Source organism: Soonwooa sp. T0.1_25 (genome assembly GCF_057652215.1).
In genome coordinates, this window is record NZ_JBYFBZ010000007.1 from 19562 (window position 1) to 43764 (window position 24203).

At 35.0% G+C, this 24203-nt stretch carries 23 protein-coding genes and 1 pseudogene; 13 read left to right on the forward strand and 11 right to left on the reverse strand.

Annotation, left to right across the window (positions count from 1 at the left end):
• Positions 1 to 56 precede the first annotated feature (56 nt).
• The 3 genes from AC23MB_RS10095 to miaA form a co-directional block, all read right to left on the reverse strand.
• Positions 57 to 1025 (reverse strand): IS256 family transposase, variant Zn-binding type, encoded by a 969-nt coding sequence (locus AC23MB_RS10095; RefSeq protein WP_487787219.1) that lies wholly within the window; start codon positions 1023 to 1025, stop codon positions 57 to 59.
• A gap of 184 nt (positions 1026 to 1209) precedes the next feature.
• Positions 1210 to 1770 (reverse strand): thioredoxin family protein, encoded by a 561-nt coding sequence (locus AC23MB_RS10100; RefSeq protein WP_487787179.1) that lies wholly within the window; start codon positions 1768 to 1770, stop codon positions 1210 to 1212.
• Positions 1771 to 1772: 2 nt separating this feature from the next.
• Positions 1773 to 2675, reverse strand: a complete 903-nt coding sequence (gene miaA / locus AC23MB_RS10105) for a tRNA (adenosine(37)-N6)-dimethylallyltransferase MiaA (protein WP_487787220.1) — start codon at positions 2673 to 2675, stop codon at positions 1773 to 1775.
• A 67-nt stretch (positions 2676 to 2742) separates the two neighbouring features.
• Between miaA and AC23MB_RS10110 the strand changes: the two genes are divergently transcribed.
• Entirely contained in the window at positions 2743 to 3897 is a 1155-nt protein-coding gene (locus AC23MB_RS10110; RefSeq protein ID WP_487787180.1) for a methionine aminotransferase, read from the forward strand.
• The gene (locus AC23MB_RS10115) at positions 3894 to 4457 is read left to right on the forward strand and encodes a DUF2911 domain-containing protein (protein ID WP_419309024.1); all 564 of its coding nucleotides are present in this window, start codon (positions 3894 to 3896) and stop codon (positions 4455 to 4457) included. Before AC23MB_RS10110 ends, AC23MB_RS10115 begins: the two co-directional genes overlap by 4 nt.
• Before the next feature lie 208 nt (positions 4458 to 4665).
• On the opposite strand, the gene hutG is transcribed toward AC23MB_RS10115, so the two are convergent.
• From hutG to AC23MB_RS10130, 3 genes are all read right to left on the reverse strand, one after another.
• Positions 4666 to 5583 (reverse strand): formimidoylglutamase, encoded by a 918-nt coding sequence (gene hutG / locus AC23MB_RS10120; protein ID WP_487787181.1) that lies wholly within the window; start codon positions 5581 to 5583, stop codon positions 4666 to 4668.
• A 2-nt stretch (positions 5584 to 5585) separates the two neighbouring features.
• Complete coding sequence (gene hutI / locus AC23MB_RS10125; protein ID WP_487787182.1) at positions 5586 to 6809, reverse strand: imidazolonepropionase; 1224 nt, start codon at positions 6807 to 6809, stop codon at positions 5586 to 5588.
• Positions 6810 to 6950: 141 nt separating this feature from the next.
• On the reverse strand, positions 6951 to 8438 hold the full coding sequence (locus AC23MB_RS10130; protein WP_374330722.1) for a catalase: 1488 nt from the start codon (positions 8436 to 8438) through the stop codon (positions 6951 to 6953).
• Positions 8439 to 8607: 169 nt separating this feature from the next.
• Here AC23MB_RS10130 and AC23MB_RS10135 point away from each other — a divergent pair, with 169 nt between their 5' ends.
• The 5 genes from AC23MB_RS10135 (at position 8608) to AC23MB_RS10155 (ending at position 13352) form a co-directional block, all read left to right on the forward strand.
• Positions 8608 to 9561: a hydrogen peroxide-inducible genes activator gene (locus tag AC23MB_RS10135; protein WP_487787183.1), complete on the forward strand. Its 954-nt coding sequence runs from the start codon at positions 8608 to 8610 to the stop codon at positions 9559 to 9561.
• A 189-nt stretch (positions 9562 to 9750) separates the two neighbouring features.
• Positions 9751 to 11031 (forward strand): methionine adenosyltransferase, encoded by a 1281-nt coding sequence (metK, locus tag AC23MB_RS10140; protein WP_079667661.1) that lies wholly within the window; start codon positions 9751 to 9753, stop codon positions 11029 to 11031.
• A gap of 79 nt (positions 11032 to 11110) precedes the next feature.
• Positions 11111 to 11608 carry a hypothetical protein gene (locus tag AC23MB_RS10145; RefSeq protein ID WP_312321994.1) on the forward strand — a complete coding sequence of 166 codons (498 nt, stop codon included), beginning with the start codon at positions 11111 to 11113 and terminating at the stop codon, positions 11606 to 11608.
• Positions 11609 to 11788: 180 nt separating this feature from the next.
• The gene (locus tag AC23MB_RS10150) at positions 11789 to 12379 is read left to right on the forward strand and encodes an RNA polymerase sigma factor (protein WP_312321993.1); all 591 of its coding nucleotides are present in this window, start codon (positions 11789 to 11791) and stop codon (positions 12377 to 12379) included.
• A gap of 268 nt (positions 12380 to 12647) precedes the next feature.
• Positions 12648 to 13352 (forward strand): HAD family hydrolase, encoded by a 705-nt coding sequence (locus tag AC23MB_RS10155; protein ID WP_313029421.1) that lies wholly within the window; start codon positions 12648 to 12650, stop codon positions 13350 to 13352.
• A gap of 28 nt (positions 13353 to 13380) precedes the next feature.
• Here AC23MB_RS10155 and AC23MB_RS10160 read toward each other — a convergent pair whose 3' ends face one another.
• From AC23MB_RS10160 to smpB, 3 genes are all read right to left on the reverse strand, one after another.
• Positions 13381 to 14121 (reverse strand): YebC/PmpR family DNA-binding transcriptional regulator, encoded by a 741-nt coding sequence (locus tag AC23MB_RS10160; RefSeq protein ID WP_374329691.1) that lies wholly within the window; start codon positions 14119 to 14121, stop codon positions 13381 to 13383.
• Positions 14122 to 14231: 110 nt separating this feature from the next.
• Positions 14232 to 15722 (reverse strand): OmpA family protein, encoded by a 1491-nt coding sequence (locus AC23MB_RS10165; RefSeq protein ID WP_487787184.1) that lies wholly within the window; start codon positions 15720 to 15722, stop codon positions 14232 to 14234.
• Positions 15723 to 15789: 67 nt separating this feature from the next.
• Entirely contained in the window at positions 15790 to 16248 is a 459-nt protein-coding gene (gene smpB / locus AC23MB_RS10170; RefSeq protein ID WP_487787185.1) for an SsrA-binding protein SmpB, read from the reverse strand.
• Between the two features lie 79 nt (positions 16249 to 16327).
• Here smpB and AC23MB_RS10175 point away from each other — a divergent pair, with 79 nt between their 5' ends.
• On the forward strand, positions 16328 to 17950 hold the full coding sequence (locus AC23MB_RS10175; protein ID WP_487787186.1) for an ABC-F family ATP-binding cassette domain-containing protein: 1623 nt from the start codon (positions 16328 to 16330) through the stop codon (positions 17948 to 17950).
• Between the two features lie 66 nt (positions 17951 to 18016).
• Here AC23MB_RS10175 and AC23MB_RS10180 read toward each other — a convergent pair.
• Positions 18017 to 18376, reverse strand: a pseudogene (locus AC23MB_RS10180) (M48 family metalloprotease); the annotation flags it as partial.
• Between the two features lie 28 nt (positions 18377 to 18404).
• On the reverse strand, positions 18405 to 19157 hold the full coding sequence (locus AC23MB_RS10185) for an RDD family protein (protein WP_374329696.1): 753 nt from the start codon (positions 19155 to 19157) through the stop codon (positions 18405 to 18407).
• A gap of 23 nt (positions 19158 to 19180) precedes the next feature.
• Between AC23MB_RS10185 and AC23MB_RS10190 the strand changes: the two genes are divergently transcribed.
• The 5 genes from AC23MB_RS10190 to AC23MB_RS10210 are packed head-to-tail and all read left to right on the forward strand — an operon-like array spanning position 19181 to position 24066.
• On the forward strand, positions 19181 to 20173 hold the full coding sequence (locus tag AC23MB_RS10190) for a stage II sporulation protein M (protein ID WP_487787187.1): 993 nt from the start codon (positions 19181 to 19183) through the stop codon (positions 20171 to 20173).
• Entirely contained in the window at positions 20142 to 21113 is a 972-nt protein-coding gene (locus tag AC23MB_RS10195) for a DUF4013 domain-containing protein (RefSeq protein ID WP_487787188.1), read from the forward strand. The genes AC23MB_RS10190 and AC23MB_RS10195 overlap by 32 nt, the downstream gene beginning before the upstream one ends.
• Positions 21106 to 21882 carry a DUF4129 domain-containing protein gene (locus AC23MB_RS10200; RefSeq protein ID WP_487787189.1) on the forward strand — a complete coding sequence of 259 codons (777 nt, stop codon included), beginning with the start codon at positions 21106 to 21108 and terminating at the stop codon, positions 21880 to 21882. Before AC23MB_RS10195 ends, AC23MB_RS10200 begins: the two co-directional genes overlap by 8 nt.
• On the forward strand, positions 21882 to 23054 hold the full coding sequence (locus tag AC23MB_RS10205; RefSeq protein ID WP_487787190.1) for a hypothetical protein: 1173 nt from the start codon (positions 21882 to 21884) through the stop codon (positions 23052 to 23054). Before AC23MB_RS10200 ends, AC23MB_RS10205 begins: the two co-directional genes overlap by 1 nt.
• Positions 23055 to 23073: 19 nt before the next feature.
• Positions 23074 to 24066 (forward strand): AAA family ATPase, encoded by a 993-nt coding sequence (locus AC23MB_RS10210; RefSeq protein ID WP_409507478.1) that lies wholly within the window; start codon positions 23074 to 23076, stop codon positions 24064 to 24066.
• The last annotated feature ends 137 nt before the right edge of the window (positions 24067 to 24203 follow it).

The window sequence follows — 24203 nt, forward strand, 5'->3', positions numbered from 1 at the left end:
TTTGTAAATTATTGGAACAGCTTTATGGCTAAAAAAAACCTTAACTACCTAATGTATTATTGTTTTTGATTTTTGTAAAAAAGATACCATTGGATAAATTGCTTTCTTCTACTTTTGGTAAGACCTCTATGAATATTGAGATTGCCTTTTAAGTGACCAAAAAAGGACTCTATACCATTTGTTGTTTTTGGTATTTTAGAATTCTGAAGAAATACAAACATATTCGGCAAAGCCTTTCTGATTACGGAAAAACATCGTCGTACCATTTTATGCGTATACCAATATCTTCCTGTTTCGTGGTTGTATGATTTCTCATTTACAAAATTTTCGTGTTTTGTATACCAGTCAAGTACTTCTTTTATCCAATATTGCTTTTTCAATTCATTATCAATGAAATGAAGTTTACAAGCAATTTCGCGAAGTTCAAATCCCGCATTTGATTTCGGATGAGCGGAAAGCCATATTTTACACATTCTCTGGATATGAACTAGACACCTCTGTACAGGAACTTTTGGGCAGACTTTTCGTATAGCTTTGAGCAAAGATTTATCACCATCACAAGTTATTCCTCCAACTTGTATTCCTAAGCTCAAGATATTTTCCAAGTCTTCTTTTAGTTCTTCATAATGCTCTCCATCAGTAATTCTATAAAGCTGAGTTTGCTTAAATATATCATCCCTAAAAACTACTAAGCAAATTTCATTAGAAAAATAAGTCGCATCAATTAGTAAATAAACCTCCTTGTTCTGACTATAACTAAGCTTGGGTGTATTCCCAAGCATTATATTGAAATATCGTTGCAGAGTACTAACTGAGTATCCTGAGTCTCGTGAAATTTCTTCATAAGTCTGTTTTCCGACAATCCATTTTTTGAACCAAACTTCCTTATTTTTTAAGCCAACAGACTTGTTCTCGGAGGTAAAATAAATACCACAATTTTTACATTTAAAACGTCTCTTATTATTTTGTTTTCCCCACGAAATTACATTCAGACTTTTACAGCTCCAACAAGGATTTTTTTTGATTTTTCAGACATAAAAAAAGTTTATTGAAACAAAGTTCAATAAACTTCTCGTATCATCAATAATAATAGGCGATAGAAAGAATTCTACCAACTATTTTTGACTATTAAACCTGTTTTTTTTAAACCACAAATGCTTTTCATTCAATAAAAAAACGCTCTCAAAAATTTGAGAGCGTTTATATTTATTAGGCTTTCCACTTGATATTACAACCCATACTTGGTTTTTGCAATTCTTCTTGCGGTTGGTCTGCCAAAAGGTTTTCGAAAGCAATGATAAGATCTTCACCTGTTATTTCTTTTTGGTTTCCTGGACGCGAATCATCCATCTGACCACGATATACCAACTTCAAATCTTTATCAAACAAAAAGAAATCTGGCGTACAAGCTGCTTCATAAGCTTTAGCAACTTCTTGAGATTCATCGTATAAATATGGAAAATTAACACCATGTTCCTCCGCGAAATCTACCATCAATTCTGGTCCATCAGCTGGATATGCAATTGCGTCGTTAGAACTAATTGCAATAAACTCGATGCCTTGTGATTTATAATCGTCATAAAGTTCAGCCAACTTTTCGATCACATGCAATACGAAAGGACAGTGATTACAAATGAACATCACCAAAGTCGCTTTTTCACCTTTCAGCGCATTAAGCGTTTCAATTTTATTTTCTTTGGAAGGATTAGGTAGCGCAAAATCTGCAGCAACAGTTCCTAAAGCCAACATATTAGAAGGAGTATTAGCCATTTTTATAAAATTTTATGTAGCAAAGATAAGCTTTCTTCAACAGAATTTTCGTAGTTAACCCAATTAACATCAACTAACTTTTTGTTCCACGTGACTTGACGTTTTGCATAACGACGCGAATTTTTCTTAATTTCCTCAATCGCAAAGTCCAGCGTCCATTCGTCATCCATGTACCTAAATAATTCGGTGTAACCAACTGTTTGCAAAGCAACTTTATCACGATGTGACAAAAGAGTTTTCGCTTCTTCCAAAAGACCTTGTTCCATCATAATATCTACGCGACGATTAATTCGGTCATAGATAACTTCTCGTGGCGCATCGATGCCAATTCTTATGGTTTCGAAATTTCTTTTATTTTTTGGAGAATCAAGATTTTCAGTATATGATTTCCCGGTTTGAAAAATAATGTCCAAAGCGCGGAATAATCTTCGAGGATTTTCTAAATCGACATTGTTGTAATACTCTGGATCCAAAATTTTCAGAAGATTCTGAAGTGATTCAATTCCTTCATTTTCAAAAATAAATTGCAGCAACTTTTGGTTGTCTTCGTCTGTTTCTGGCAAATCATTCATACCTTCCACAACAGCTTTTTCGTACATACCGCTTCCACCAACCATAACCACAACATCGTGATTACTGAATAACTCATCCAATTTCTCGAGAGCTTCCTTTTCGAATTGCCCTATCGAATAATAATCGTCAATGCTAAGATTACCGATAAAATGATGTGGAACTTCGGTCAATTCTTCGTCAGATGGTACGGCGGTGCCTATTTTCATCTCTTTATAAAACTGTCGCGAGTCGCAAGAAATAATCTCAGTCTTTTGAGACTTTGCAATTTCAATTGCCAATTTAGTTTTTCCGATTCCGGTTGGTCCTACAACAGAGATGAGTCTTTTCAAAATTTTATTTTTTGCGAAAATACGAAAACGAATAATTATTATTAATTTTAATACAGTTTTGAAACAATATATGACACCAAATATTCAATCTAAATTACCCAATGTCGGCGTAACCATCTTTACAGAAATGAGCCAACTCGCAGCAGAGGAAAATGCAGTTAATTTATCACAAGGCTTTCCCGATTTTCCGATTGATCCAAAGCTTACTCAATTTTTAGAAGAAGGTTCTGCAATGGGGCTCAATCAATATTTACCAATGCCCGGTTACATTGGACTTCGCGAAGCCATTCTTAAAAAAATGTACGAGAGTCACAAAGCAACCTACGACATCGAATCCGAAATTAGCATAACAGCTGGCGCAACACAAGCGATCTTCACAGCAATTGCAACAATTGTAAAGCCTGGTGACGAAGTTATTATTATAGAGCCTGCTTATGATTGTTATGAACCAACGATTCAACTTTTTGGAGGTGTTACAAAACATTTAATTCTTCACAAACCTGATTATGCCATCCATTGGGAAGATCTTAAAAACTTAATCACCAACAAAACAAAACTCATCATTTTTAACAATCCAGGAAATCCATCAACTCGAATATTAAAAGAGTCCGATATTCGGGAGTTGATAAAAATTGTAAAAGACAGCGACATCTTTTTATTGAGTGACGAAGTTTATGAAAATATCACTTTCGATAATAGAGAACATTTGAGTTTTGCACGCTATTCTGAACTGAAAGATAGAAGCTTCATTGTGGCATCTTTCGGGAAGTTATTGCATATTACAGGTTGGAAGCTAGGTTATATTCTAGCGCCAAAAGAGATGATGTCAGAATATCGAAAAGTCCATCAATACAATGTTTTCTGTGTCAACTCGCCATCGCAATATGCGATTGCAAAATACATGCACGAGGTTTTGGACTATCATGAAATCGCAAAAATGTATCAAACCAAACGCGATTATTTTCGAAATGCACTTGCCGGTACAGATTTAAAATTACTTAATTGTGAAGCCACTTACTTCCAGGCGGTCGACTATTCTGCAATTTCCGAGCTAGGTGATAAAGACTTTTGCAAACATTTAACACAAGTTTATAAGGTTGCAGCTATACCCTTCTCGTCGTTTTATCATAATTTTATGGACGAAAAAGTAATTCGCTTTTGTTTTGCAAAAAAACAAGAAACTTTAGATCAAGCAATTGAAAATTTAGTTAAACTTAAAATATGAAAAGATTAATTGGGCTTAGCCTTTTGTGTTTCGGGCTAATGGCAACTGCACAAACTAAAAATGACCCCAAACAACTAAAATTCGCAAACATCGACGTCAGTCCATTGGATATGGTATATTATCCGTTGGATGCGGCGACTGGCAAGAATATAACACCTATTATGAAGGTGACCTATTCGCGTCCGTCAAGCAAAGGAAGAGCAATTTTCGGAAACTTGGTGAAGTACAACGAAGTTTGGCGTTTCGGCGCTAACGAAAACACAGAACTTAAAGTTTTCAAACCTATCAAAATCAACGGTAACCAAATCCCAGCCGGATGTTATAGCATCTACGCGATTCCTGGCGAGACAGAATGGACCGTTATCATCAACAAAACCACAGACGTTTGGGGCGCTTACGCTTACAACGCGGCTAACGACCTTGTTCGTGTCAAAGTACCTGCTACCAAACTGACTTCCCCAATGGAATATTTCTCAATTAGCTTTGTAAAAACCGACGATGGCGCCAATATGGTCGCGGGTTGGGACACCGCACAAGTTAGCTTACCCATTCAGTTTTAAAATAGTTTTGGGCGTGCCCCAACACTCCGACAGGAAGAAGATTTCGTTTTTTGAAGGAAGATTCTAACTGTCGTAGCGCTGGGTCGGTCTCCTACGGACTACACTTGGTTTCGGTCCACGTAAAAGGCGAAGCCTGCGGCTTCGCCTTTTACGTGGACTTTGTCTTCCAGACAAATCCTCCGTCCACCTCACGCATTGCCGTTGTCCTCTACACCATAAAAAGTTCATTAATAAGACTAGCAGCCAAGCGCGCCGTTCTATCTTGGATATCAAACTCTGGATTAACTTCAGCAACATCCAAAGCTTTTAGTTTTTGACTCGCTAAGATATGTCTATATAGATTCAAAAAAGTGGGATCAGCCATTATTCCATTATAAGCCGAAGCGCTCACGCCAGGTGCAATCGCCGCATTGAAAACATCCATACAAATCGTAACATACAGCACATCGACACTTTCCAAAAATCGATTCACTTCAATATAAAGTCGCGGTAGATTTTCGAAAAACAGCTCCTCTGCAAGGATATAATTCATACCTAATTGATGCGCCGTATCAAACAATTTCAGCGTATTACTATTTCTTTGGATCCCGATATGCAAACTGTTAACTGGTCCCTCTTGGGCAATTTGCCAAAATCCCGTTCCCGAACTAGCTAATCCATTTTCAGGTTCACGATTATCAAAGTGTGCATCAAAATTTATAATGCCAATTTTTGCATCAGGAAAAGCTTGTCTCACACCCGAATAGTGCGCAAATGTAATCTCGTGTCCACCACCAAGTCCGACAGATTTTCCTCCTTTCTTCAAAACCTTCGAAACCTTCGTTGCAAAATCTTCTTGACTCGATTCTAGATTTTGATTTTCACAAACGACATCTCCAAAATCTAATAATCTAAAATCTGCCTGTACAACAGGAAAGTTCGACATATTCTTACGAATAATTTCAGGAGATTTTGCAGCGCCAACACGTCCTTTATTACGTCTTACACCTTCATCGACCGAAAATCCGTGGATTGCAAAAGCATTCTCCGACACCTCAGAATAATTATTGGAATTTTTAACACGTTGGAATACTCTATGATACAACGCTTCATCACCGTCAAAACGACCTTGCCAATCAAACGCCATCATTATATTTTTTCACCGTTAATAAAAGTATGTTTTGCAGACATTCTTCCTTGATAATACAAAACGTTGTTGAAGTTATCCGTTTCAAAACTTACAAAATCTGCTTTCTTACCTTTCGCGATAACGCCACGATCTTCAAAACCAAGCGCATAAGCCGCACGATAAGTCATCGCAGCCCAAACCTCCGCGGTCGTTAATTTTTGGAACGTTGCCAAAATAGCAGCTTGCGTAATAAGATTCCCCATCGGTGCCGACCCAGGATTCCAGTCACTTGCAATTGCGAAAATAGCACCTGCATCTAACAATTTTCTGGCTGGTGCAAATCGATCGCCCAAACCAATACTTGCGCCTGGCAAAGCAATAGCAACAGTATTAGATTTTGCTAAAAAATCAATATCCTCATCTCCAGTTGCTTCGAGATGATCCGCAGATTGTGCACCAACTTCAACCGCTACACGAGAACTTCCCGCCGTGAATTGATCCGCATGAACCGTAATCAAAAAGCCCATTGCCTTTGCTTTTTCCAGGAATATTTTTGATTCTTCTGGTAAGAAAGCAGATTTCTCAATAAAAATATCAACACGCTTCGCCAAATCTTCTTCTTTAACTTTAGGAAGAATTTCATTTAAAATATAATCCAAGTATTCTTGATGTCCTCCAGAGAAATCTTTCGGTTTAAGATGTGCTGCCAAACATGTAGGAACTAAAGTTGCTTTAGTAAAAGCTTGTGCTTTTTTAACAATTCGAAGCATTTTTAATTCTTCATCAACATTTAGTCCGTAGCCGCTTTTAATCTCAATTGTTGTAATACCCAAACTTAAAAGATAATCGATTCTTTCTAAAGTCGTTTTTAACAATTCTTCCTCAGAAGCTTCACGTGTATGTTTCACGCTACTCCAAATACCGCCACCCGCTTCAGCAATTTCCAAATAAGTTTTACCTGCATTTCGCATAGCAAAATCATTCGCGCGATTTCCTCCAAAACAAATATGCGTGTGCGCATCCACCAAAGCTGGCAAAAGTACTTGTTCTGTTTCAATTAGATCAATTGATGCATTCGGGTTGTTAGATTTTAATTCTTCAAAATCGCCAGTTGCTACAATTTTTTCACCATCAACCAAAACACCAGCATTTGTAAGTATTTCTAAGGATTCGTCTTGTATTTTTCCTCTTAAAGGAAGTTTATCTAAAGTTACAATTTGTCTAAAAGGACCTATAATTTTCATAAATAAAATTTAGAGCAATAAATTTAAGAATAATGTTTTATCTACGCCTCGTGAATCGCGATCGGATTTTGATTTAAAACAAAAATGCAGCTTTCTGCCGAGACAAAAAACTGCACTTTCTATAATGAAAAATCTAAAAACTTACTTAGCGTGATTCATCGTGTTAGCATCAATATTAATTTGTAAACCTTGTGCCACACGCATTCCTAACTCAATATTAGCACGGAAGAAATGACATAATTGTCTGTTAATAATCAAATCTCGATGTGGACCCGAAATTCCGCTCATGGATGAAATAATATTATTAATCATAGCATTTCTATCGTCAGCATTCATAGCTTTTGTATACAACAATCCTGGTTGCGTATAGTGATCATCATCGTTTTCATTTCGATTAAAATTAGCCACATGATTGCTATCTAATTCGTATTCAAAATTTTTGTACGCGGCATCGGGATTAACGTTATCAAAACTATTTGGATAATAATTTGGTCTGTCTTTGTAGCTACTAGAATCTGCCATAAAACCATCTCGTTGATAATTATTGACTGCAAAAGGACAACGATTAACTTCTAAAAGATGCGAATTAGCGCCCAATCTGTAACGATGTGCATCTGGATACGAGAACAATCTACCTTGCAACATCTTGTCAGGGGAGAAGCTAATTCCGTCAACTAAATGACTCGGTGAAAAGGCAGCCTGTTCTACATGAGCAAAGTAATTAACAGGAATTTCATTAAGTTCCATCTCGCCAACTTCAATTAAAGGAAACTCCGAATGTGGCCAAACTTTAGTCACATCAAAAGGATTCCAACGAAATTCTTTTGCCTGCTCTTCTGTCATGGTTTGGATATACAAAGTCCATTTTGGAAAATCGCCAGCTTCAATAGCATTAACCAAATCTTCTTGCGCAAAATCTGGGTTTTCACCTTTCATTTTGGTAGCTTCTTCATTAGTAAAGTTCTTGATGCCTTGTCTTGTTTTAAAATGAAATTTAACCCAAGTTCTTTCATTCTGAGCATTAATCATTGAAAAAGTATGCGAACCAAAACCGTGCATGTGGCGGTAACCATGTGGCGTACCACGATCCGACATCAATATTAAAACCTGATGAAGTGACTCTGGATTAAAACTCCAAAAATCCCACATCATCGTCGCACTTTTCAGATTGGTTTTAGGTTGTCTTTTTTGAGTATGTATAAAATCTGGAAACTTTTTTGAATCTTTAATAAAGAAAACAGGTGTGTTATTTCCCACCAAATCCCAATTGCCATCTTCGGTATAGAATTTTAGTGCAAAACCTCTTGGATCTCTTTCTGTATCAGCACTTCCCTTTTCTCCTCCAACAGTAGAAAATCTTGCAAACATTTTACAAGAATTTCCAACTTTAGAAAAAAGTTTCGCTCTTGTATATTTAGTAATATCATGAGTCACCGTAAATTTTCCATAAGCTCCCGTCCCTTTCGCATGGACAACACGCTCTGGTATACGCTCTCTTACAAAATGTGCCAAATTTTCTTGAAGTATAAAATCCTGCAATAACACAGGTCCTCGTGGACCAACAGTCTGAGAATCTTGATGTTCAAAATATGGTGAACCAACTGCGTTTGTTAACTTATCCTTGCTCATGAAAACTAAGTTTTTGGAAGTATAAAGATAAGCATTATCTCACTATTTTATGAAGACTAAAGCATAATTATTAGTTAAAAGAAAATGCCTTCTAAAAAACCAAACAATTGAAAAAAATATTCACCAAACAAATTAATAGTTATATTTGTAATAGATAAAGTATATTAAAGTGAACATTCAACAACTAGAATATCTTATTGCTGTCGATAAGTATAAACATTTCGGAAAAGCTGCTCAAGCTTGTTTTATCACACAACCAACGCTTAGTGCGATGATTCAAAAATTTGAAGAAGAACTAGATCTTAAGATTTTTGATCGTACAACACACCCAATTCGTACCACAGATGCGGGAAGTGTGATCATCGATCAAGCAAAAGAAATTGTTGATTCTGTCAACGAACTAAGGAACAAAGCGCACCAGCTTAACAACATACTTGCTGGTAAAATAAATATTGGAATTATACCAACAGTAGCTGGTTACATTCTTCCAACCGAAATTTTTAGTTTTATTTCTAAAAATCAACAGATCGATCTTAATGTTAAAGAAATGACAACCGAAAACGTCATTAAAGCTTTAAAATCGGGAGAATTGGACGCAGGAATTATCTCAACACCTTACGATGCAGCTAATGAATTCTATCACGACTTCTTATTTAATGAAGAACTGATGCTTTACGCTACTGATGAAGATTGTCAAAAAAAAGAAGAGCGCTTCATTGTTCCTGAAGAAATCGATGTTGACAAAGTTTGGCTACTAGAAGAAGGCAACTGCTTGAGAACTCAATTTGAAAACATTTGTCATTTAAAAGAGAATAAATTAAAACCTAAAAATTTGGACTTTGCAGCATCCAACGTCAATACATTAATCCAAATGGTTGATAAGTTAGGCGGCATTAGCATAATCCCAGAGATGGGCGTTGAGCAACTTGGACCAGAGCAAAAGTGCAAAGTAACTAGATTTAGAAAACCTTTCCCTTATCGCGAAATAAGTTTAATTTATTACAAACCAACTTACAAGCAAAGAATTATTGATGAGCTTATTTCTGAAATAAAATCTTCCATCGAGAAACGCCTTAATTACTACAAAGCGCCTAACGATTATAAGAATGTAAAACCTCAGTAAATGAGGTTTTTATATTTTTATGATACAATATTTTGCTAAGACAAAAATAGTATTTAACTTTGTATCTCAAACTAGAGGAAAAATTTGACCTGATTGCAACCTCCATAAAAAATGCTAAAACAGAATTATCTTTTTAGTTCCTTTTATATTGCAATCGCAGGTTTTTCTACAATTTAAAAAAGGAATATTATGCCATATTTATTTACATCCGAATCGGTATCGGAAGGACATCCTGACAAAGTTGCGGATCAGATTTCTGACGCGCTAATCGACAATTTTTTAGCTTATGATAAAGACTCAAAGGTTGCTTGCGAAACGCTTGTAACAACAGGTCAAGTTGTATTGGCTGGAGAAGTTAAGTCGGAGGCTTATCTAGATGTACAATCGATCGCGAGAGACGTTATTAACCGAATTGGTTATACGAAAAGCGAATATATGTTCAATGGAGATTCTTGCGGTGTTATTTCTGCAATCCATGAACAATCTTCAGACATTAACCAAGGTGTTGATCGTGCGGCTTCTACAGAAGATTTTGAAGCAAAAGCAAATGCACAAGGTGCTGGTGACCAAGGGATGATGTTTGGTTATGCAACTAACGAAACTGAAAATTACATGCCTTTGGCATTAGATTTAGCACATCAAATCCTTAAAGAACTTGCCGTTCTTAGAAGAGATAATGATGCGATTAAATATCTGCGTCCAGATGCGAAAAGTCAAGTAACCATCGAATATTCTGACGATCACAAACCAATTAGAATCGACAGCATTGTTGTATCAACACAACATGATGATTTTGGTTCTGAAGAAGCGATGCTTGCAAAAATTAAGAAAGATATCATCGAAATTTTAATTCCTAAAGTTCGCGAAAAGCAAAAACCAGAGATTCAAGCTTTATTTAATGATCAAATTAAATATCACATCAACCCAACTGGTAAATTCGTAATCGGTGGTCCTCATGGCGATACAGGATTAACAGGTAGAAAAATTATCGTTGATACATACGGTGGAAAAGGTGCTCACGGTGGTGGCGCTTTCTCAGGAAAAGATCCATCTAAAGTTGACCGTAGTGCTGCTTATGCAACAAGACACATTGCTAAAAACCTTGTAGCAGCTGGTGTTGCTGACGAAGTTTTGGTACAGGTTTCTTATGCAATCGGCGTTGCAGAGCCTTGTGGACTTTACATCAATACTTACGGAACATCAAAAGTTGACCTTCACGATGGCGAAATTGCAAATCGTGTTACAAAATTATTTGATCTTCGCCCTTATGCTATTGAGCAAAATTTAAAACTTCGTAATCCTATCTATCAAGAAACTGCTGCTTATGGCCACATGGGTAAAGATTACTATGTAGGAAGCAAAACTTTTAATAAAGGACATAAAAACGAATTAACGTTAGATAATCTAGAATTCTTCACTTGGGAAAAACTTGACCGAGTTGATGACATCAAAAAAGAATTCGGTTTATAAAAATATATTCAAAATCTTTGGCAGCTTTATTCATTTGAATAAAGCTGTTTTTTTTATTTTTGAATTTTAAATTTCTAATATGAATTTCAATAAAATATTTTTTATCATAAGTCTAATCTTTAGTACCACATTTCTCAATCAAACTAAAGCACAAACAACAACGCATTGGCTACTAAACACTGGTTATGCTTATCAAACACAAAGTTTCGGGGAAATCGGTGTTAAAGCTTTGTTTTTAAAAAACGATGATGTCCTGTACAGACTAGGCGGATCGGCGCTTTTGGGAAACGCAAATGGGAAATTTGCAGCTATTCCTAAACTACAAGGCGATGTATTATTAAATTTTCAAAAAGGTGTTGACCTTTATCACTCGCATTATTTTATTTTGGGTGCAGAAGCCACGACTAAGTATATTGCACCGAAAGTTGGTGTCAGTATTTTGGGAATAATCGACCTAACAGCAGGCTATGGCTTTGGGTTTTCTGGACAAAACATTAATGGAAAAGAATTGAAAGGCCTCAACATAAACTTCGGTCTAAATCTGCCATTTGTAATGTTAAATGATATGCTTAAATAATTTTAACACAATAAAAATGTTAAAATTAAAAATTTAAGATTTCGTTAACTTTTTTTTCCTATATTTACCAACACCAAATCACCAATCTATCGACAAAAATTTTATCTCTTTTATAAATAATTAATGAAGAAACTAAGGAATACGCAAGTATTTCTATGAATTCATGCGAGAGATAGAGTTATGAAAACGCAAACCGATAGTCAATTAATCCATTTTTATCAAGGAGGCTGTGAGACGTCTTTATCAAGGCTGATCCACAGACATCAGAAAGAATTGTTCAACTTTATATTTTATAAAGTAATGGACGAAGAATTAGCAAATGACCTTTTCCAAGAGACTTTTATGAAAATAATTGTAACATTAAAGGAAGGACGCTATAAGGAAGAAAACAAATTTATCCTTTGGGCAAAACGTATCGCCCACAATCTTATTATTGATCATTACAGACTAAAATCGAAACACATCAAAGTGTCGGAATCATCGTATCAAGATGAAGAATTTAGCATTTTTGACATTGTTAAAGAACCAGACGACAACATCGAAGATTTATTAATTAATCAACAAATTAACGATGATCTTTTCCGTATGTTATCCATGCTTCCTGACAATCAGCAAGAAGTTATTCGCTTAAGATTTTTTGATGGCTTAAGTTTTAAAGACATTGCAGAGCATACAGATTCTAGTATTAATACGACTTTAGGACGTGTTAGATATGCTCTTATTAACCTTCGGAAAATAATGGAAGATAATAACATAATTTTAACAAAATAGAATATAATATTTTCAGGCTTCCGTCGTTTTAAAAATAAATAGTAAAGTAGCCTATGAAAAAAAACGACACTTTAGTACTTAAAACTTTGAAACCCAAAAAGGAAACAATTGCATTTTTATTAAACTTCTCAAAAAGCTATGAGATAGTTAAATTAAAAAATGGAAGTGCTCTTGGGATCTTAAAGAATTAAGTTTTTCAACTTTAAATAGTTTTAGATTAATGAATACATTCATTTTGTATGGTTAAAATTGATTAGTTTTGTGCCTTATGGAAAATATAAGGCACATTTTTTTTGATCTTGATAACACGCTTTGGGATCATCGCAAAAATGCTTACAATACAATCAAAGATTTATTTTTAAAACTAGAAATCAACGAAAAATATAATATTGATTTTGAAAGCTTTCACAAGACATACGATCTTATTAATGAACATCTTTGGGAGTTAATTCGCGATGCTAAAATCGATAAAGACTACTTAAGAAAACATAGATTTTACGATACGTTTTTAGAATTTGGGGTAGATAATTTTGAGTTATCACAATATTTTGAAGAACATTTTCTAGATCGGATTCTATCTTATAATGACTTAGTTGAAGGCACTATTGAACTTCTTGACCACCTAAAATCTAAGCAATACAAACTACATATTATTTCCAATGGCTTTCAAGAAGTTACCGAAAGGAAATGTATTTTATCTGGTATTGATAAGTATTTTGAAACGATAACCAGTGCAGATTCCATTGGTAAAAGAAAACCAAATGCAGAAGTTTTTAAGTTTGCTTTAAATGAAGCTAGAGCAAATATTGACGAAAGTCTAATGATCGGCGACGATTGGATTGCTGATGTCATTGGCGCCACCAATTTTGGAATTAAAGTCATATATTTTGATGCATTAAATGAAAAAATACATCAAATGGAAAATGTAAATATTGTCGATCACTTAACCGAAATAAAAAATATAATTAAATAAAAAAACCGCTAATTGCGGTTTTTATATTTTATAAAGAATCTAAATGCTCATCTGTAAACTCCATATTATGGAAAACATTTTGCACATCGTCATCATCCTCAAAACGCTCTAACATTTTCATATTAGCTGCAAATTGCTCTGTTGTAACTTCCTTAGAATTATTTGGAATACGTTGCAATTCTGCACTTTTCGCATCTATTTTAATTTCATCCAATTTATGAGATAGTGTTCCAAAATCTTCAAAAGCTGTTGTTACGACTACTTCAGTCTCATCTTGATCAATTTCTTCGGCTCCTCCATCAATCATTTCCATTTCAAAATCATCCCAATCCATTGTAATGTTTGCTTTGTCAATAGTGAAAATCCCCTTTCTATCAAATAAAAATGACAATTCTCCATTTTTGCCAAGATTACCATCAAACTTATTGAAAATAGCTCTTACATTAGCCACAGTCCGAGTTGGGTTATTCGTAGTACATTCTACAAAAAAAGCAACACCACCTTGCCCATAACCTTCATATGTAATTTCTTCATAGTTTTCCGCATCAGCACCAGCAGCTTTCTTTATTGCGCGCTCTACGTTATCTTTTGGCATATTAGCACCTTTTGCATTTTGAATGCAACGACGCAATGCAGGATTAGATTCGGGGTCAGGACCTCCGGCTTTAACAGCTAATGCAATATCTTTTCCTATTTTAGAAAAGGTTTTGGCCATCTTATCCCAACGAGCCATTTTTGATGCCTTTCTATATTCAAATGCTCTTCCCATTTTAATCTGTAATTTATTCTACAAAAATACTTTCAATTCGTGAATTATAAAAATTTTTGAACAAAAAAACACCCTCAATTGAGGGTGTTATATTTAGAAAAATAAGTTAATTATTTTTTCTTTTTAGCTGGAGCTTTTTTCTTAGCTGGAGCTTTTTTAACTACTTTTTTCTGAACTATTGGAAGATCTGACTTCTGCATTGACTGCCAAGCCTCTCTATTAACAGCAGTTACAACTACTTTTCTATCGATAGCTCTTTCAGCATCAGAAGCTTTTTCATCAACTGTAGCTTTTTGCTCACCTACACCAATAGATTTCAATTGATTTCCGCTAACTCCTCTAGCTTCAAGAGCTCTTACTACTGACGCAGCTCTTTCTCTTGAAAGTTTTAAGTTGTAAGCTTCTGAACCTTTTTTATCTGTTTGACCTTCAACTAAGAATAAACCATCCTTAGAACCTTTGATAATTGTAGACGCTTGATCTAATTTTGGATTAGATTCTGCCTTGATAGAAGACTTGTTGAAGTCAAATAAGATACCTTGAAGTGCTCCTGTAGCTTCTGTTGCGTATGCATCAGCAGGCTTAGGACATCCGTTGTACTCTTTAAGACCGAATACAGTAGGACAAGCATCGTCTTTATCTAACACACCATCACCGTCGGTATCTGGCCAAGGACAACCGTTGTTTTCAGCTGGACCTGCTACTGTAGGACATTGATCATCTTTGTCTAATACACCATCACCATCAGTATCTGGCCAAGGACAACCGTTGTTTTCTTTTGGACCAGCAACATCTGGACATTGATCATCGATATCAGGAATACCATCTCCGTCTGTATCAGGACAACCTTGGAATTCTGCTAAACCAAAAGTATCAGGACATCTATCTTCTTTATCTGGGATACCATCTTTATCTCTGTCAGTATTACCAAATCTGAATAATAATGAAGCAGATGCTTGCCAGAAATTAGCGATATTAGATTTATCAACTGGAGTTGAAACATAATCACCTTGAACACCTAAACCGAAGTTTTTAGTAACCCAAAGGTTTAAACCTGCACCTGTTGCTACAGTAAAGTGATTAGCTTTACCAGTTCCTCCATCACCATCAAATGCTGTATAAGTACCCCCACCTCTTACTTTAGCATCAGTAATAGGGAAATTCACACCTGTGTAATCATGTCTTAGGTAGTTAGCACCAACTCTTAAGTAAGGATCAAACCAAGAATCTTCATTCCAAAGACCGTTGAATTTAAATTGAAGACCAAGACCTGTTTGTAAGAAGAATTCTTTATCAAGACCAAATCTTTTGTTATCAACATTCCCAACTGTCGTTTGCCAGTCTAAAACCAAATATTTGTTTAAGTTTCTAGCAACAGTTAATTTTGATAAAGGTGGAGTAATAGAGTATTTAGAAACTCCTAATAAATTTTCTTTAACGTTCCATGCAGAGAAAGTCCCACTGAACTGGCTTCTTTGCGCTACGTGGTTCACTCCGTGCATACCAACTCCGATAACCCAAGGGTTAGAAGTCGTCTGAGCGAAAACAGTAGAGGCAACTGTAAGTGCCAATGCTGAAATTCCTAATTTTAGATTTTTCATAGAATTAAATGATTAAATAATTGATAATGCAAAATAAATATAATTTTTCTTTAAAAACAAAGTTTTTTTAACTTTTCTTTAATAGTCTTTGAAGGTTAACTTTATTCTCTCTGTCTTTTATAGCCTCTCTTTTATCATAAAGTTTTTTCCCTCTAGCCGATGCAATAAGAAGTTTAGCCTTTCCTTTATCATTAATATATAATTTTAAAGGTATTATAGTATTGCCAACATCCTTTAACTTTTTTTTAAGTTTTTGCAATTCATATTTATGCAGTAGCAACTTTCGTGCCCTTCTCGCTTTATGATTATAAAAAGTCCCCAATTTATACTCATCTATCTGCATATTAATAATATAGAGGTCGCCATCTGTAAATTCGCAAAAACTCTCTGATATAGAAGCCTTAGAAGACCGCAGTGACTTGATTTCAGTACCAGTCAAGACAATACCAGCCTCATATTCGTCGAGAATTTCGTATTCGAATCGTGCTCGTTTATTAAGAATATTAACAGTTCTTTCGATTTTCATATGGATGTTTATAGTATAAGTAGATACAGTTTAATATACCAACTTATTTTCGTAATTTTGCACAAATTTACAAAACTCTATGTTAACAGTATCTAATTTATCATTACAGTTCGGGAAAAGAGTACTTTTTGATGAAGTCAATATAAAATTTACAAAAGGGAATTGCTACGGTATTATTGGCGCCAATGGTGCTGGTAAGTCAACTTTCCTTAAAATATTAAGTGGAAAGCAAGAAGCGACTACAGGTAATGTCTCTTTGGAACCAGGCAAAAGAATGTCAGTTCTTGAGCAGGATCACTTTGCGTTCGATAACTTCACCGTATTAGAAGCGGTTCTTCGTGGTAACAAAAAATTATTTGAGATCAAAGAAGAGATGGATGCTTTGTATGCAAAAGAGGACTTCTCTGATGAGGATGGTATTAAAGCTGGAGAACTTAGTGTTATCTATGACGAAATGGGTGGATGGAATGCTGAGTCTGACGCCCAAACGATGTTATCTAACGTAGGCATTAAAGATGATATGCATTATCAAATGATGTCAGAGCTTGAAAACAAGGATAAAGTAAGAGTATTACTTGCTCAAGCTTTATTCGGAAACCCTGATGTTTTGATCTTGGATGAGCCTACCAACGACTTAGATATAGACACAATCGCTTGGTTAGAAGATTTCCTAGGCGGTTACGAAAACACGGTTATTGTTGTATCTCACGACCGTCACTTCTTAGATGCTGTCTGTACACACATCGGCGATTTAGATTATTCTAAACTTAACTTATATACTGGTAACTACACATTCTGGTACCAAGCTTCACAATTAGCGACAAGACAAAGAGCTCAAGCTAACAAGAAGGCGGAAGAAAAGAAAAAGGAATTACAAGACTTTATTGCGAGATTTAGTTCTAACGTTGCGAAAGCAAAACAAGCAACTGCTCGTAAAAAAATGATTGACAAGTTAAACATCGAAGATATTAAACCATCTTCTCGTCGTTATCCTGCCATTATTTTTGACCAAGAAAGAGAAGTTGGTGATCAAATTTTAGAAGTTAAAGGTTTAGAAAAAACAAAGGATGGCGAATTATTATTCTCTAATGTTGATATCAACCTTAAGAAAAATGATAAAGTTGCGATCATTTCCAGAAACTCTTTAGCAATTACTGAATTCTTCCAAATTATTACAGGAAACGTAGAAGCAGACAAAGGAAATTACCAATGGGGTGTTACAACAACTCAAAGTTATATGCCTCTTGACAACTCTTCTTTTTTCCAAGAAGAAATTAATCTTGTAGATTGGTTACGTCAATTTGTTTTAACCGATGAAGAAAGACACGAAGAATATGTGAGAGGTTTCTTAGGTAGAATGTTATTCTCAGGTGATGAAGCGCTTAAATCTAGCCAAGTACTTTCAGGAGGTGAAAAAATGCGTTGTATGTTCTCTAGAATGATGCTTAAAAAAGCCAATGTTCTTGTAATGGATGAACCAACCAACCACTTAGATCTAGAAAGTATCACGACATTGAACAACTCTTTGAGCAACTTCAAAGGAAACATTCTTTTGTCTTCTCATGACCACGAAATGTTACAAACTGTTTGTAATCGTATTATTGAGTTAACGCCAAAAGGTGTTATTGACCGCGATATGTCTTACGACGAATATCTTGAAGATAAAAAAATAAAAGAACTAAGAGACCAAATGTATTCTTAATTTCTTTTTAAAAATTATAAAAAAAAGCCGCAAACAATTTGCGGCTTTTTTTTATTTTAATAAAGATTATTTCGTAAGTTTAGTTGTAAGCAAAGTTACAGTTCCTGTATCTTTCCAAAGACCATCTTTCTTAGCTCTTTTTTTGATTGCTTCAGCACGCTTATTACTATCAGGATGCGAGTTGAACATCTTTTGAAAACCACTCTGTTTTGCACCACCATCCTCAGATAACAAGGCTAGTTTTTTAAAAGCTCTATACGCCCCAACAACATCGTAGCCATTCGCCTTCATAAAATCGTAAGAATAGGTATCCGCTTCCGACTCCTGCTTTTTGCTGTGAGATGCGTCTAACAGTGCATTAGCCATTGCACCAAGCTGACTATTATTAAGTGTCGCAATTGTCTTAGAACTTGCCGATGCAGCATCTGCATTAGTAAAAGTTAAAGCCTTAATTTTAAGAATTTCTTCCAGTATAAAAATTATAATCCTTTATTACTATATTGATGAATTCAAGATCAGAATATGAAAAATTGGTAGTATCAAGTTTTATCGTTTGTTTTATTTTATCTGCTAATTTTTTAATGATAATGTTATCTTTTGATTTTATTGCGCGCTCATAATTTTCTTTGATGATTCGCATATCGTTATCATTTAGCAAAATAACCTGTGGAAAAATAGGCACATAATCTTCTTTAAGCTCCTCCAAAATTGTATGCGAAATATTAAATTCACTTTTTAAAGAAATAACAGCACAACCCGAAGCAACATCTCCCAATCTTTGGTTGTATTTTGAAGACACCATACTTATCAAACCGACAACACCAAAATTAGAATAAACATCAATAAGTCGCATGAACCATCGCATAAGATAATCGCCAAATGTAGCCTGATAACCGTCTATTTTTACAATCCTAATTTTTAATAATCTTTTACCTGGCGTTTGCCCTTCAAAAAGGCTTTCCAAAACAAAAGTGTACAAGATTACTGGTAAATAAAAGATTGATAAAAAAGCACCGATAGACCAACTATCCCAACCTTGCATTAATCCGCCAATACCCAAAACATCAAAAAGAATCCAAAAAACTGCAAATCCGTAAGCTGCTTTTATCAACATATCAATAATGAAGGCAAAAAATCTTTGGCCAACACTAGCAATTTTAAAATTAATGTTTACATTTTGAGATGTATTGATGCCTATTTGATTCATTTTTTTGTTACATTAGCAAAATCATGAGAGAAATCGCTTTCATTAAACAAAATAAAGAAAAATGGTTGGAAATCGACCAAGTCATTCAGGGAAAAATTAAAAAAAATCCCGATGACCTGTCATCTTTATACATAAGTATTGTCAACGATCTCTCATACGCACAAACTTATTACCCAAAAAGTAAGACAACAATCTATCTCAATTTTTTGTCTTCGCAAGTTTTCCAAAAAGTATATAAGACAAAACGTGTTGAAGAAAATCGTTTCAAGTCATTTTTTCTACAAGAAGTCCCACTAATCGCTTACCAATATCGAAGATATCTACTCTATGCGATTTGTTTTTTTGTAGCATTTACAAGCATTGGCGTTTTGTCCTCGATTTATGATAAAGATTTTGCAAGACTTATTTTGGGGGACGATTACATCAACCAAACTTTAGAAAATATAAAAAAAGGCGACCCAACTGCCATCTATGGGACAGGTTCTACTTGGGGCACTTCTTTCGTCATAATCCTTAATAATTTATATGTTGGTGCGAGACTCTACATCTACGGTATATTCGGAGGAGTTGGAACCATCTACGCATTGTTCCAAAATAGTGTTATGCTAGGAGCTTTTCAATATTTTTTCAAAGACCAAAGTGTACTACTAAAAAGTGCTAAAGGCATTTGGTTACACGGGACATTTGAGATTATCGCAATGCTTATCGAGGCTGCTGCTGGGCTTATTTTGGGAGCATCAATATTATTTCCTAAAACCTATTCGAGATTCGAGTCTTTCAAAACCGGATTCAAAACAAGTATGAAACTTTTTCTAAGTACCGTTCCGTTTACAATAATTGCTGGCGTTATCGAAGGTTTTATCACGAGACATGCACAGGCTATGCCGCTTTGGGCTAACTTGGCGATCATCATTATTTGTCTATCAATAATTGGATTCTACTATGGTATATATCCAAGAATGCTTTATAAAAAACACGTAAAATATGCAGATTTTTCAGGAGCGAAACTTCGGTAATTTGGTTAGTGACACATTTAATTTTTTCCGAATTTATGGGAAAGATTATTTTAAGAGTTACTTTATCATCAATGGTGCGTTATTGCTCATAATGACATTGTTAACGATATTCTTCTATCGCGAATTTTTTATGCAAATTTTGGTTGCCAATGCTGGTGGACAGAGCTATATGTTCGAAAGTTATTTTAGCAACAACTGGCCAATTCTTGTGTTGGTGGGGATTATTGCTTTTATGTTGTTGTTTATTATTGCTGTTGTTGTGTACACGTTTCCTATTTTCTACATGAAGCGCATCGGCGAACATCAAACTAAAATTACAACCGACGAGCTGCTTTCTGATATGAAAAAAAATATCGGAAAATTTTTCATATTTTGTCTAGCAACAAGCTTTATTGTTGCTCCAGTTATGATGATTATGTTGGCAATTTCCTCATTTTTGATTGTAATTCTAGTAGGTTTCTTATTATTAATATTATTAGCGCCAGCATTTTACAACGTACTTTATTTAGCCCTTTACGATTACATGAGTACTAATAAAACATACTTCGATGCACTCAGCTATGCAGCTAGAACCGTTTTTGGAGATATGTTTAATACACAAAAAACCAAATTCTGGAAATATTGGGGTTCAACTTTAGTTCTTGGTGTTATCATCTATGTTGTGAGTATGGCGTTCTCTACGATTCCGTATTTTATGATGATTGGCAACATGAGTCTTAATCCTAACTACGACCAAATCAATGACCCAAGTAGCCTGTTTTCTGGCGTAATGGGTATTATCTTTTTTGTTAGTTATGGCGTTTCAATTTTGGTCAGTTCTATTGTATATAACCTAATGGCTGTTAATGTAGGTTTTATGTATTATGACAGTCGACAAGATCTACATCGCGATTTAGACATTCACGAAATAGACACTATTGGTAATCAAACAGATGCGTAAATTTTTAGTCATCATATTAATGTATGTTTTTGTCCCTATTTTTGGGCAAGATTATGATGTTGTGGTTCCTCCACAATCGCCAGCAATCTTAGCAAGCGAAACTCTTACGGAAACCGATTCTATTTTAAAAACTAACTACCAGACAGACAACACTGTAACGACTAGAAAGTTTAGTCCTAATTACTATAAAAAATACCAAGGTGAAGATTTCGATTATCGCTTGACAAAACCTCGTGAATCTATTTTTGCAAAGTTTTTAAAATGGTTAGATAAAGCGCTAAACACATTATTTGGAAATGTTGACACGCCAAATACTTTCAAATACACAGAGATTATCATTAAGCTTTCTGTGATTTTACTCGTTGGATTTTTACTGTATTTTATCATCACAAAATTATTTTTGAAAGAGGGTAATATTTTCTTTAGTAAAAAGAATAAAAAATTAAAAATCGCAACGGAAGATCTTAAAGAAAATATCCACGAAATCAATTTTGAAAAAACGATTGCCGAATACGAAGCAAAATCCAATTATCGTATGGCAACGCGTTATCAGTTTTTATCATTGTTAAAAAAGCTTTCTGACCGAAAATTAATTGACTGGAATATTGAAAAAACCAATCGTGACTACAGTCGAGAACTTAAAAACGATGATCAAAAAACACAGTTTAATCGACTGACCTACATTTTCGAAAACGTTTGGTATGGCGAGATAGAGCTTGACCAATCGCGTTATGAGTCATTCAAATCATATTTTAATAACTTTAAATAATGAGTAAAAATTTCAAAATATATCTTGGTGTTTTTCTCGTTATTTTAGCAATAATGGGAATTTTCCAAGTCAATAAAAAACCAATTGTAGATTGGCGCAAAAATTTTGATCCTAACTCAAAAACGCCTTTCGGACTTTTCGTTTTTAATAAAGAAGCCGATCATCTTTTCGGTGGCGCATTAGAGCGCATTAACCAATCACCTTATGATTATTACTCTAAAGAAAAGGAGACGCAGAAGCACAATATTTTAATCATTGAAAAAAATCTCGACACCGAATCTTGGAGAAAAATTCTTGATAACGTTAATACCGGTTCTAGCGCCATGTTGATTTCGAGAGCTCTTCCCGCAATGTTGGAAGACAGCTTACAGTTTAGACTTTGGGTTAACAATTCCGACACAACATACAATCTAGAATTTACCGATGTCAAGCTAAAAAATGACACTTTGCTTATTAACAGACTGCCCGATAGTCGCGGTTTTACCAAGATTAATAAAAGCACTGAGATCATCGGTTATAATAAAACATCAGGCTTTGGAAACGACGAATACAAAAACGCCAATTTTATTAAGGTTAAACATGGTCAAGGTTATTTTTATTTATATTCGGAACCGAGTGCTATTTCCAATTATTATCTTTTAAAATCGCGGTCTGCTTATCCTACCAAGTTATTTTCGTTCTTGCCTCAACAGAAAACAATTTGGTTTACAGAAAGTAAATCTGCGGGCAATTCGCAGTCGCCAATGCGTTTTATCCTTGCAAATCCGCCATTGCGTTATGCTTTATATATCGCAGTTTTGGGCTTGGCTTTGTTTATGATTTTTAATGCTAAACGAAAACAACGTATCGTCCCAATTGTAGAACCACTGAAAAACACGTCATTAGAATTTGTAAAAAGCATCGGAAATTTATATTTACAAGAAGGCGATTTCCATGATATGATGGCGAAAAAAGCGCAATATTTTTTACACAAAATTAGATTGGATTTATTGATTGATACTTCCAATTTGGACGAGGAGTTCATTAAAAAATTACACTTAAAAACGGGTGTCAAAATAGAAGCTATTCAGGAAGCTGTATCTCTAATAAAGAAAGCGCAAGATCCTTATTCTAACGTTATGAAAGAGGATTTTGTAAAAATGAATAGTCTTCTCGATGACATTTTAAAATAGATTTTGAAAATTAAAAATTATGGAACAACAAGATCAACCAAGTAGCGACTTCCAGTCCAGAATCGACATGTCTGAGCTGAGCAACAGCTTACACCAAATAAAACAAGAGATTTCTAAAGTCATCGTAGGACAAGATAAAATGATCGACCATCTTTTGGCGGCACTTTTGTCTAACGGACACGTGTTGATAGAAGGCGTTCCTGGTGTTGCAAAGACTATTACATCAAAACTTTTGGCCAAAACCATCGATGTAGATTTTAGCAGAATTCAGTTTACGCCAGACTTGATGCCGTCGGATATTTTGGGAACGTCGGTTTTTAATGTTAAAGAATCTGATTTTAATTTTAAAAAAGGACCAATTTTTTCTAATTTCATTTTGATTGATGAGATCAACCGTTCGCCAGCGAAGACGCAGTCGGCTTTGTTCGAAGTGATGGAAGAACGCCAAATTACAATGGACGGTGTCACTTATCAAATGGAAGAACCATTTTTGGTAATCGCTACGCAAAACCCAATCGAGCACGAAGGAACTTATCGTCTTCCAGAAGCACAACTTGACCGTTTTCTTTTTAAAGTTGAAGTAGGCTATCCTGACCTTAACCAGGAAATTGAAATCATTAAAAACCAGCACCACAACAAGCTTGATGATAAAACCGATCTGGTTAACAAAGTCGTAACTGGACAACAATTAAAGACGTACCAAAATCTTGTAAAAGATGTTGTTGTTGAAGAAAAACTAATTGAATATATCGCTAAAATAATTGTAAACACAAGAGAAAACCAATTCTTATATCTTGGCGCTTCACCTAGAGCAAGCTTGGCTTTGTTAACAGCTAGTAAAGCTTTTGCAGCGATTCGTGGTCGCGATTTTGTAACGCCAGACGACATAAAAGAAGCCGCACTTGCAGTCTTAAGACACAGAGTAATTGTCGCACCAGAACGCGAAATGGAAGGTCTAACGGCTGACGAAATTATCCGCCAAATTTTAGAATCAATTGAGATTCCACGTTAGGAAGCAAGAAAAAAGCTTTAGGTAAGCCTAAGCAAAACATGGCAATTTTGAAGGAATGATCAATTTAGCAAAAAGCAATTTCATTTGTTGTAAGGATATGCAAAACAACAGAAAGCTTAACTAAAACCTAAACTTAT

What these genes read in the sequence shown, in the direction of transcription:
- AC23MB_RS10100 (WP_487787179.1), bottom strand. Translation starts at nt 1,770, where the DNA reads ATGGCTAATACTCCTTCTAATATGTTGGCTTTAGGAACTGTTGCTGCA.
- AC23MB_RS10110 (WP_487787180.1), top strand. Translation starts at nt 2,743, where the DNA reads ATGACACCAAATATTCAATCTAAATTACCCAATGTCGGCGTAACCATC.
- AC23MB_RS10115 (WP_419309024.1), top strand. Translation starts at nt 3,894, where the DNA reads ATGAAAAGATTAATTGGGCTTAGCCTTTTGTGTTTCGGGCTAATGGCA.
- hutG (WP_487787181.1), bottom strand. Translation starts at nt 5,583, where the DNA reads ATGGCGTTTGATTGGCAAGGTCGTTTTGACGGTGATGAAGCGTTGTAT.
- hutI (WP_487787182.1), bottom strand. Translation starts at nt 6,809, where the DNA reads ATGAAAATTATAGGTCCTTTTAGACAAATTGTAACTTTAGATAAACTT.
- AC23MB_RS10130 (WP_374330722.1), bottom strand. Translation starts at nt 8,438, where the DNA reads ATGAGCAAGGATAAGTTAACAAACGCAGTTGGTTCACCATATTTTGAA.
- metK (WP_079667661.1), top strand. Translation starts at nt 9,751, where the DNA reads ATGCCATATTTATTTACATCCGAATCGGTATCGGAAGGACATCCTGAC.
- AC23MB_RS10145 (WP_312321994.1), top strand. Translation starts at nt 11,111, where the DNA reads ATGAATTTCAATAAAATATTTTTTATCATAAGTCTAATCTTTAGTACC.
- AC23MB_RS10150 (WP_312321993.1), top strand. Translation starts at nt 11,789, where the DNA reads ATGAAAACGCAAACCGATAGTCAATTAATCCATTTTTATCAAGGAGGC.
- AC23MB_RS10155 (WP_313029421.1), top strand. Translation starts at nt 12,648, where the DNA reads ATGGAAAATATAAGGCACATTTTTTTTGATCTTGATAACACGCTTTGG.
- AC23MB_RS10160 (WP_374329691.1), bottom strand. Translation starts at nt 14,121, where the DNA reads ATGGGAAGAGCATTTGAATATAGAAAGGCATCAAAAATGGCTCGTTGG.
- AC23MB_RS10165 (WP_487787184.1), bottom strand. Translation starts at nt 15,722, where the DNA reads ATGAAAAATCTAAAATTAGGAATTTCAGCATTGGCACTTACAGTTGCC.
- smpB (WP_487787185.1), bottom strand. Translation starts at nt 16,248, where the DNA reads ATGAAAATCGAAAGAACTGTTAATATTCTTAATAAACGAGCACGATTC.
- AC23MB_RS10175 (WP_487787186.1), top strand. Translation starts at nt 16,328, where the DNA reads ATGTTAACAGTATCTAATTTATCATTACAGTTCGGGAAAAGAGTACTT.
- AC23MB_RS10185 (WP_374329696.1), bottom strand. Translation starts at nt 19,157, where the DNA reads ATGAATCAAATAGGCATCAATACATCTCAAAATGTAAACATTAATTTT.
- AC23MB_RS10190 (WP_487787187.1), top strand. Translation starts at nt 19,181, where the DNA reads ATGAGAGAAATCGCTTTCATTAAACAAAATAAAGAAAAATGGTTGGAA.
- AC23MB_RS10195 (WP_487787188.1), top strand. Translation starts at nt 20,142, where the DNA reads ATGCAGATTTTTCAGGAGCGAAACTTCGGTAATTTGGTTAGTGACACA.
- AC23MB_RS10200 (WP_487787189.1), top strand. Translation starts at nt 21,106, where the DNA reads ATGCGTAAATTTTTAGTCATCATATTAATGTATGTTTTTGTCCCTATT.
- AC23MB_RS10205 (WP_487787190.1), top strand. Translation starts at nt 21,882, where the DNA reads ATGAGTAAAAATTTCAAAATATATCTTGGTGTTTTTCTCGTTATTTTA.
- AC23MB_RS10210 (WP_409507478.1), top strand. Translation starts at nt 23,074, where the DNA reads ATGGAACAACAAGATCAACCAAGTAGCGACTTCCAGTCCAGAATCGAC.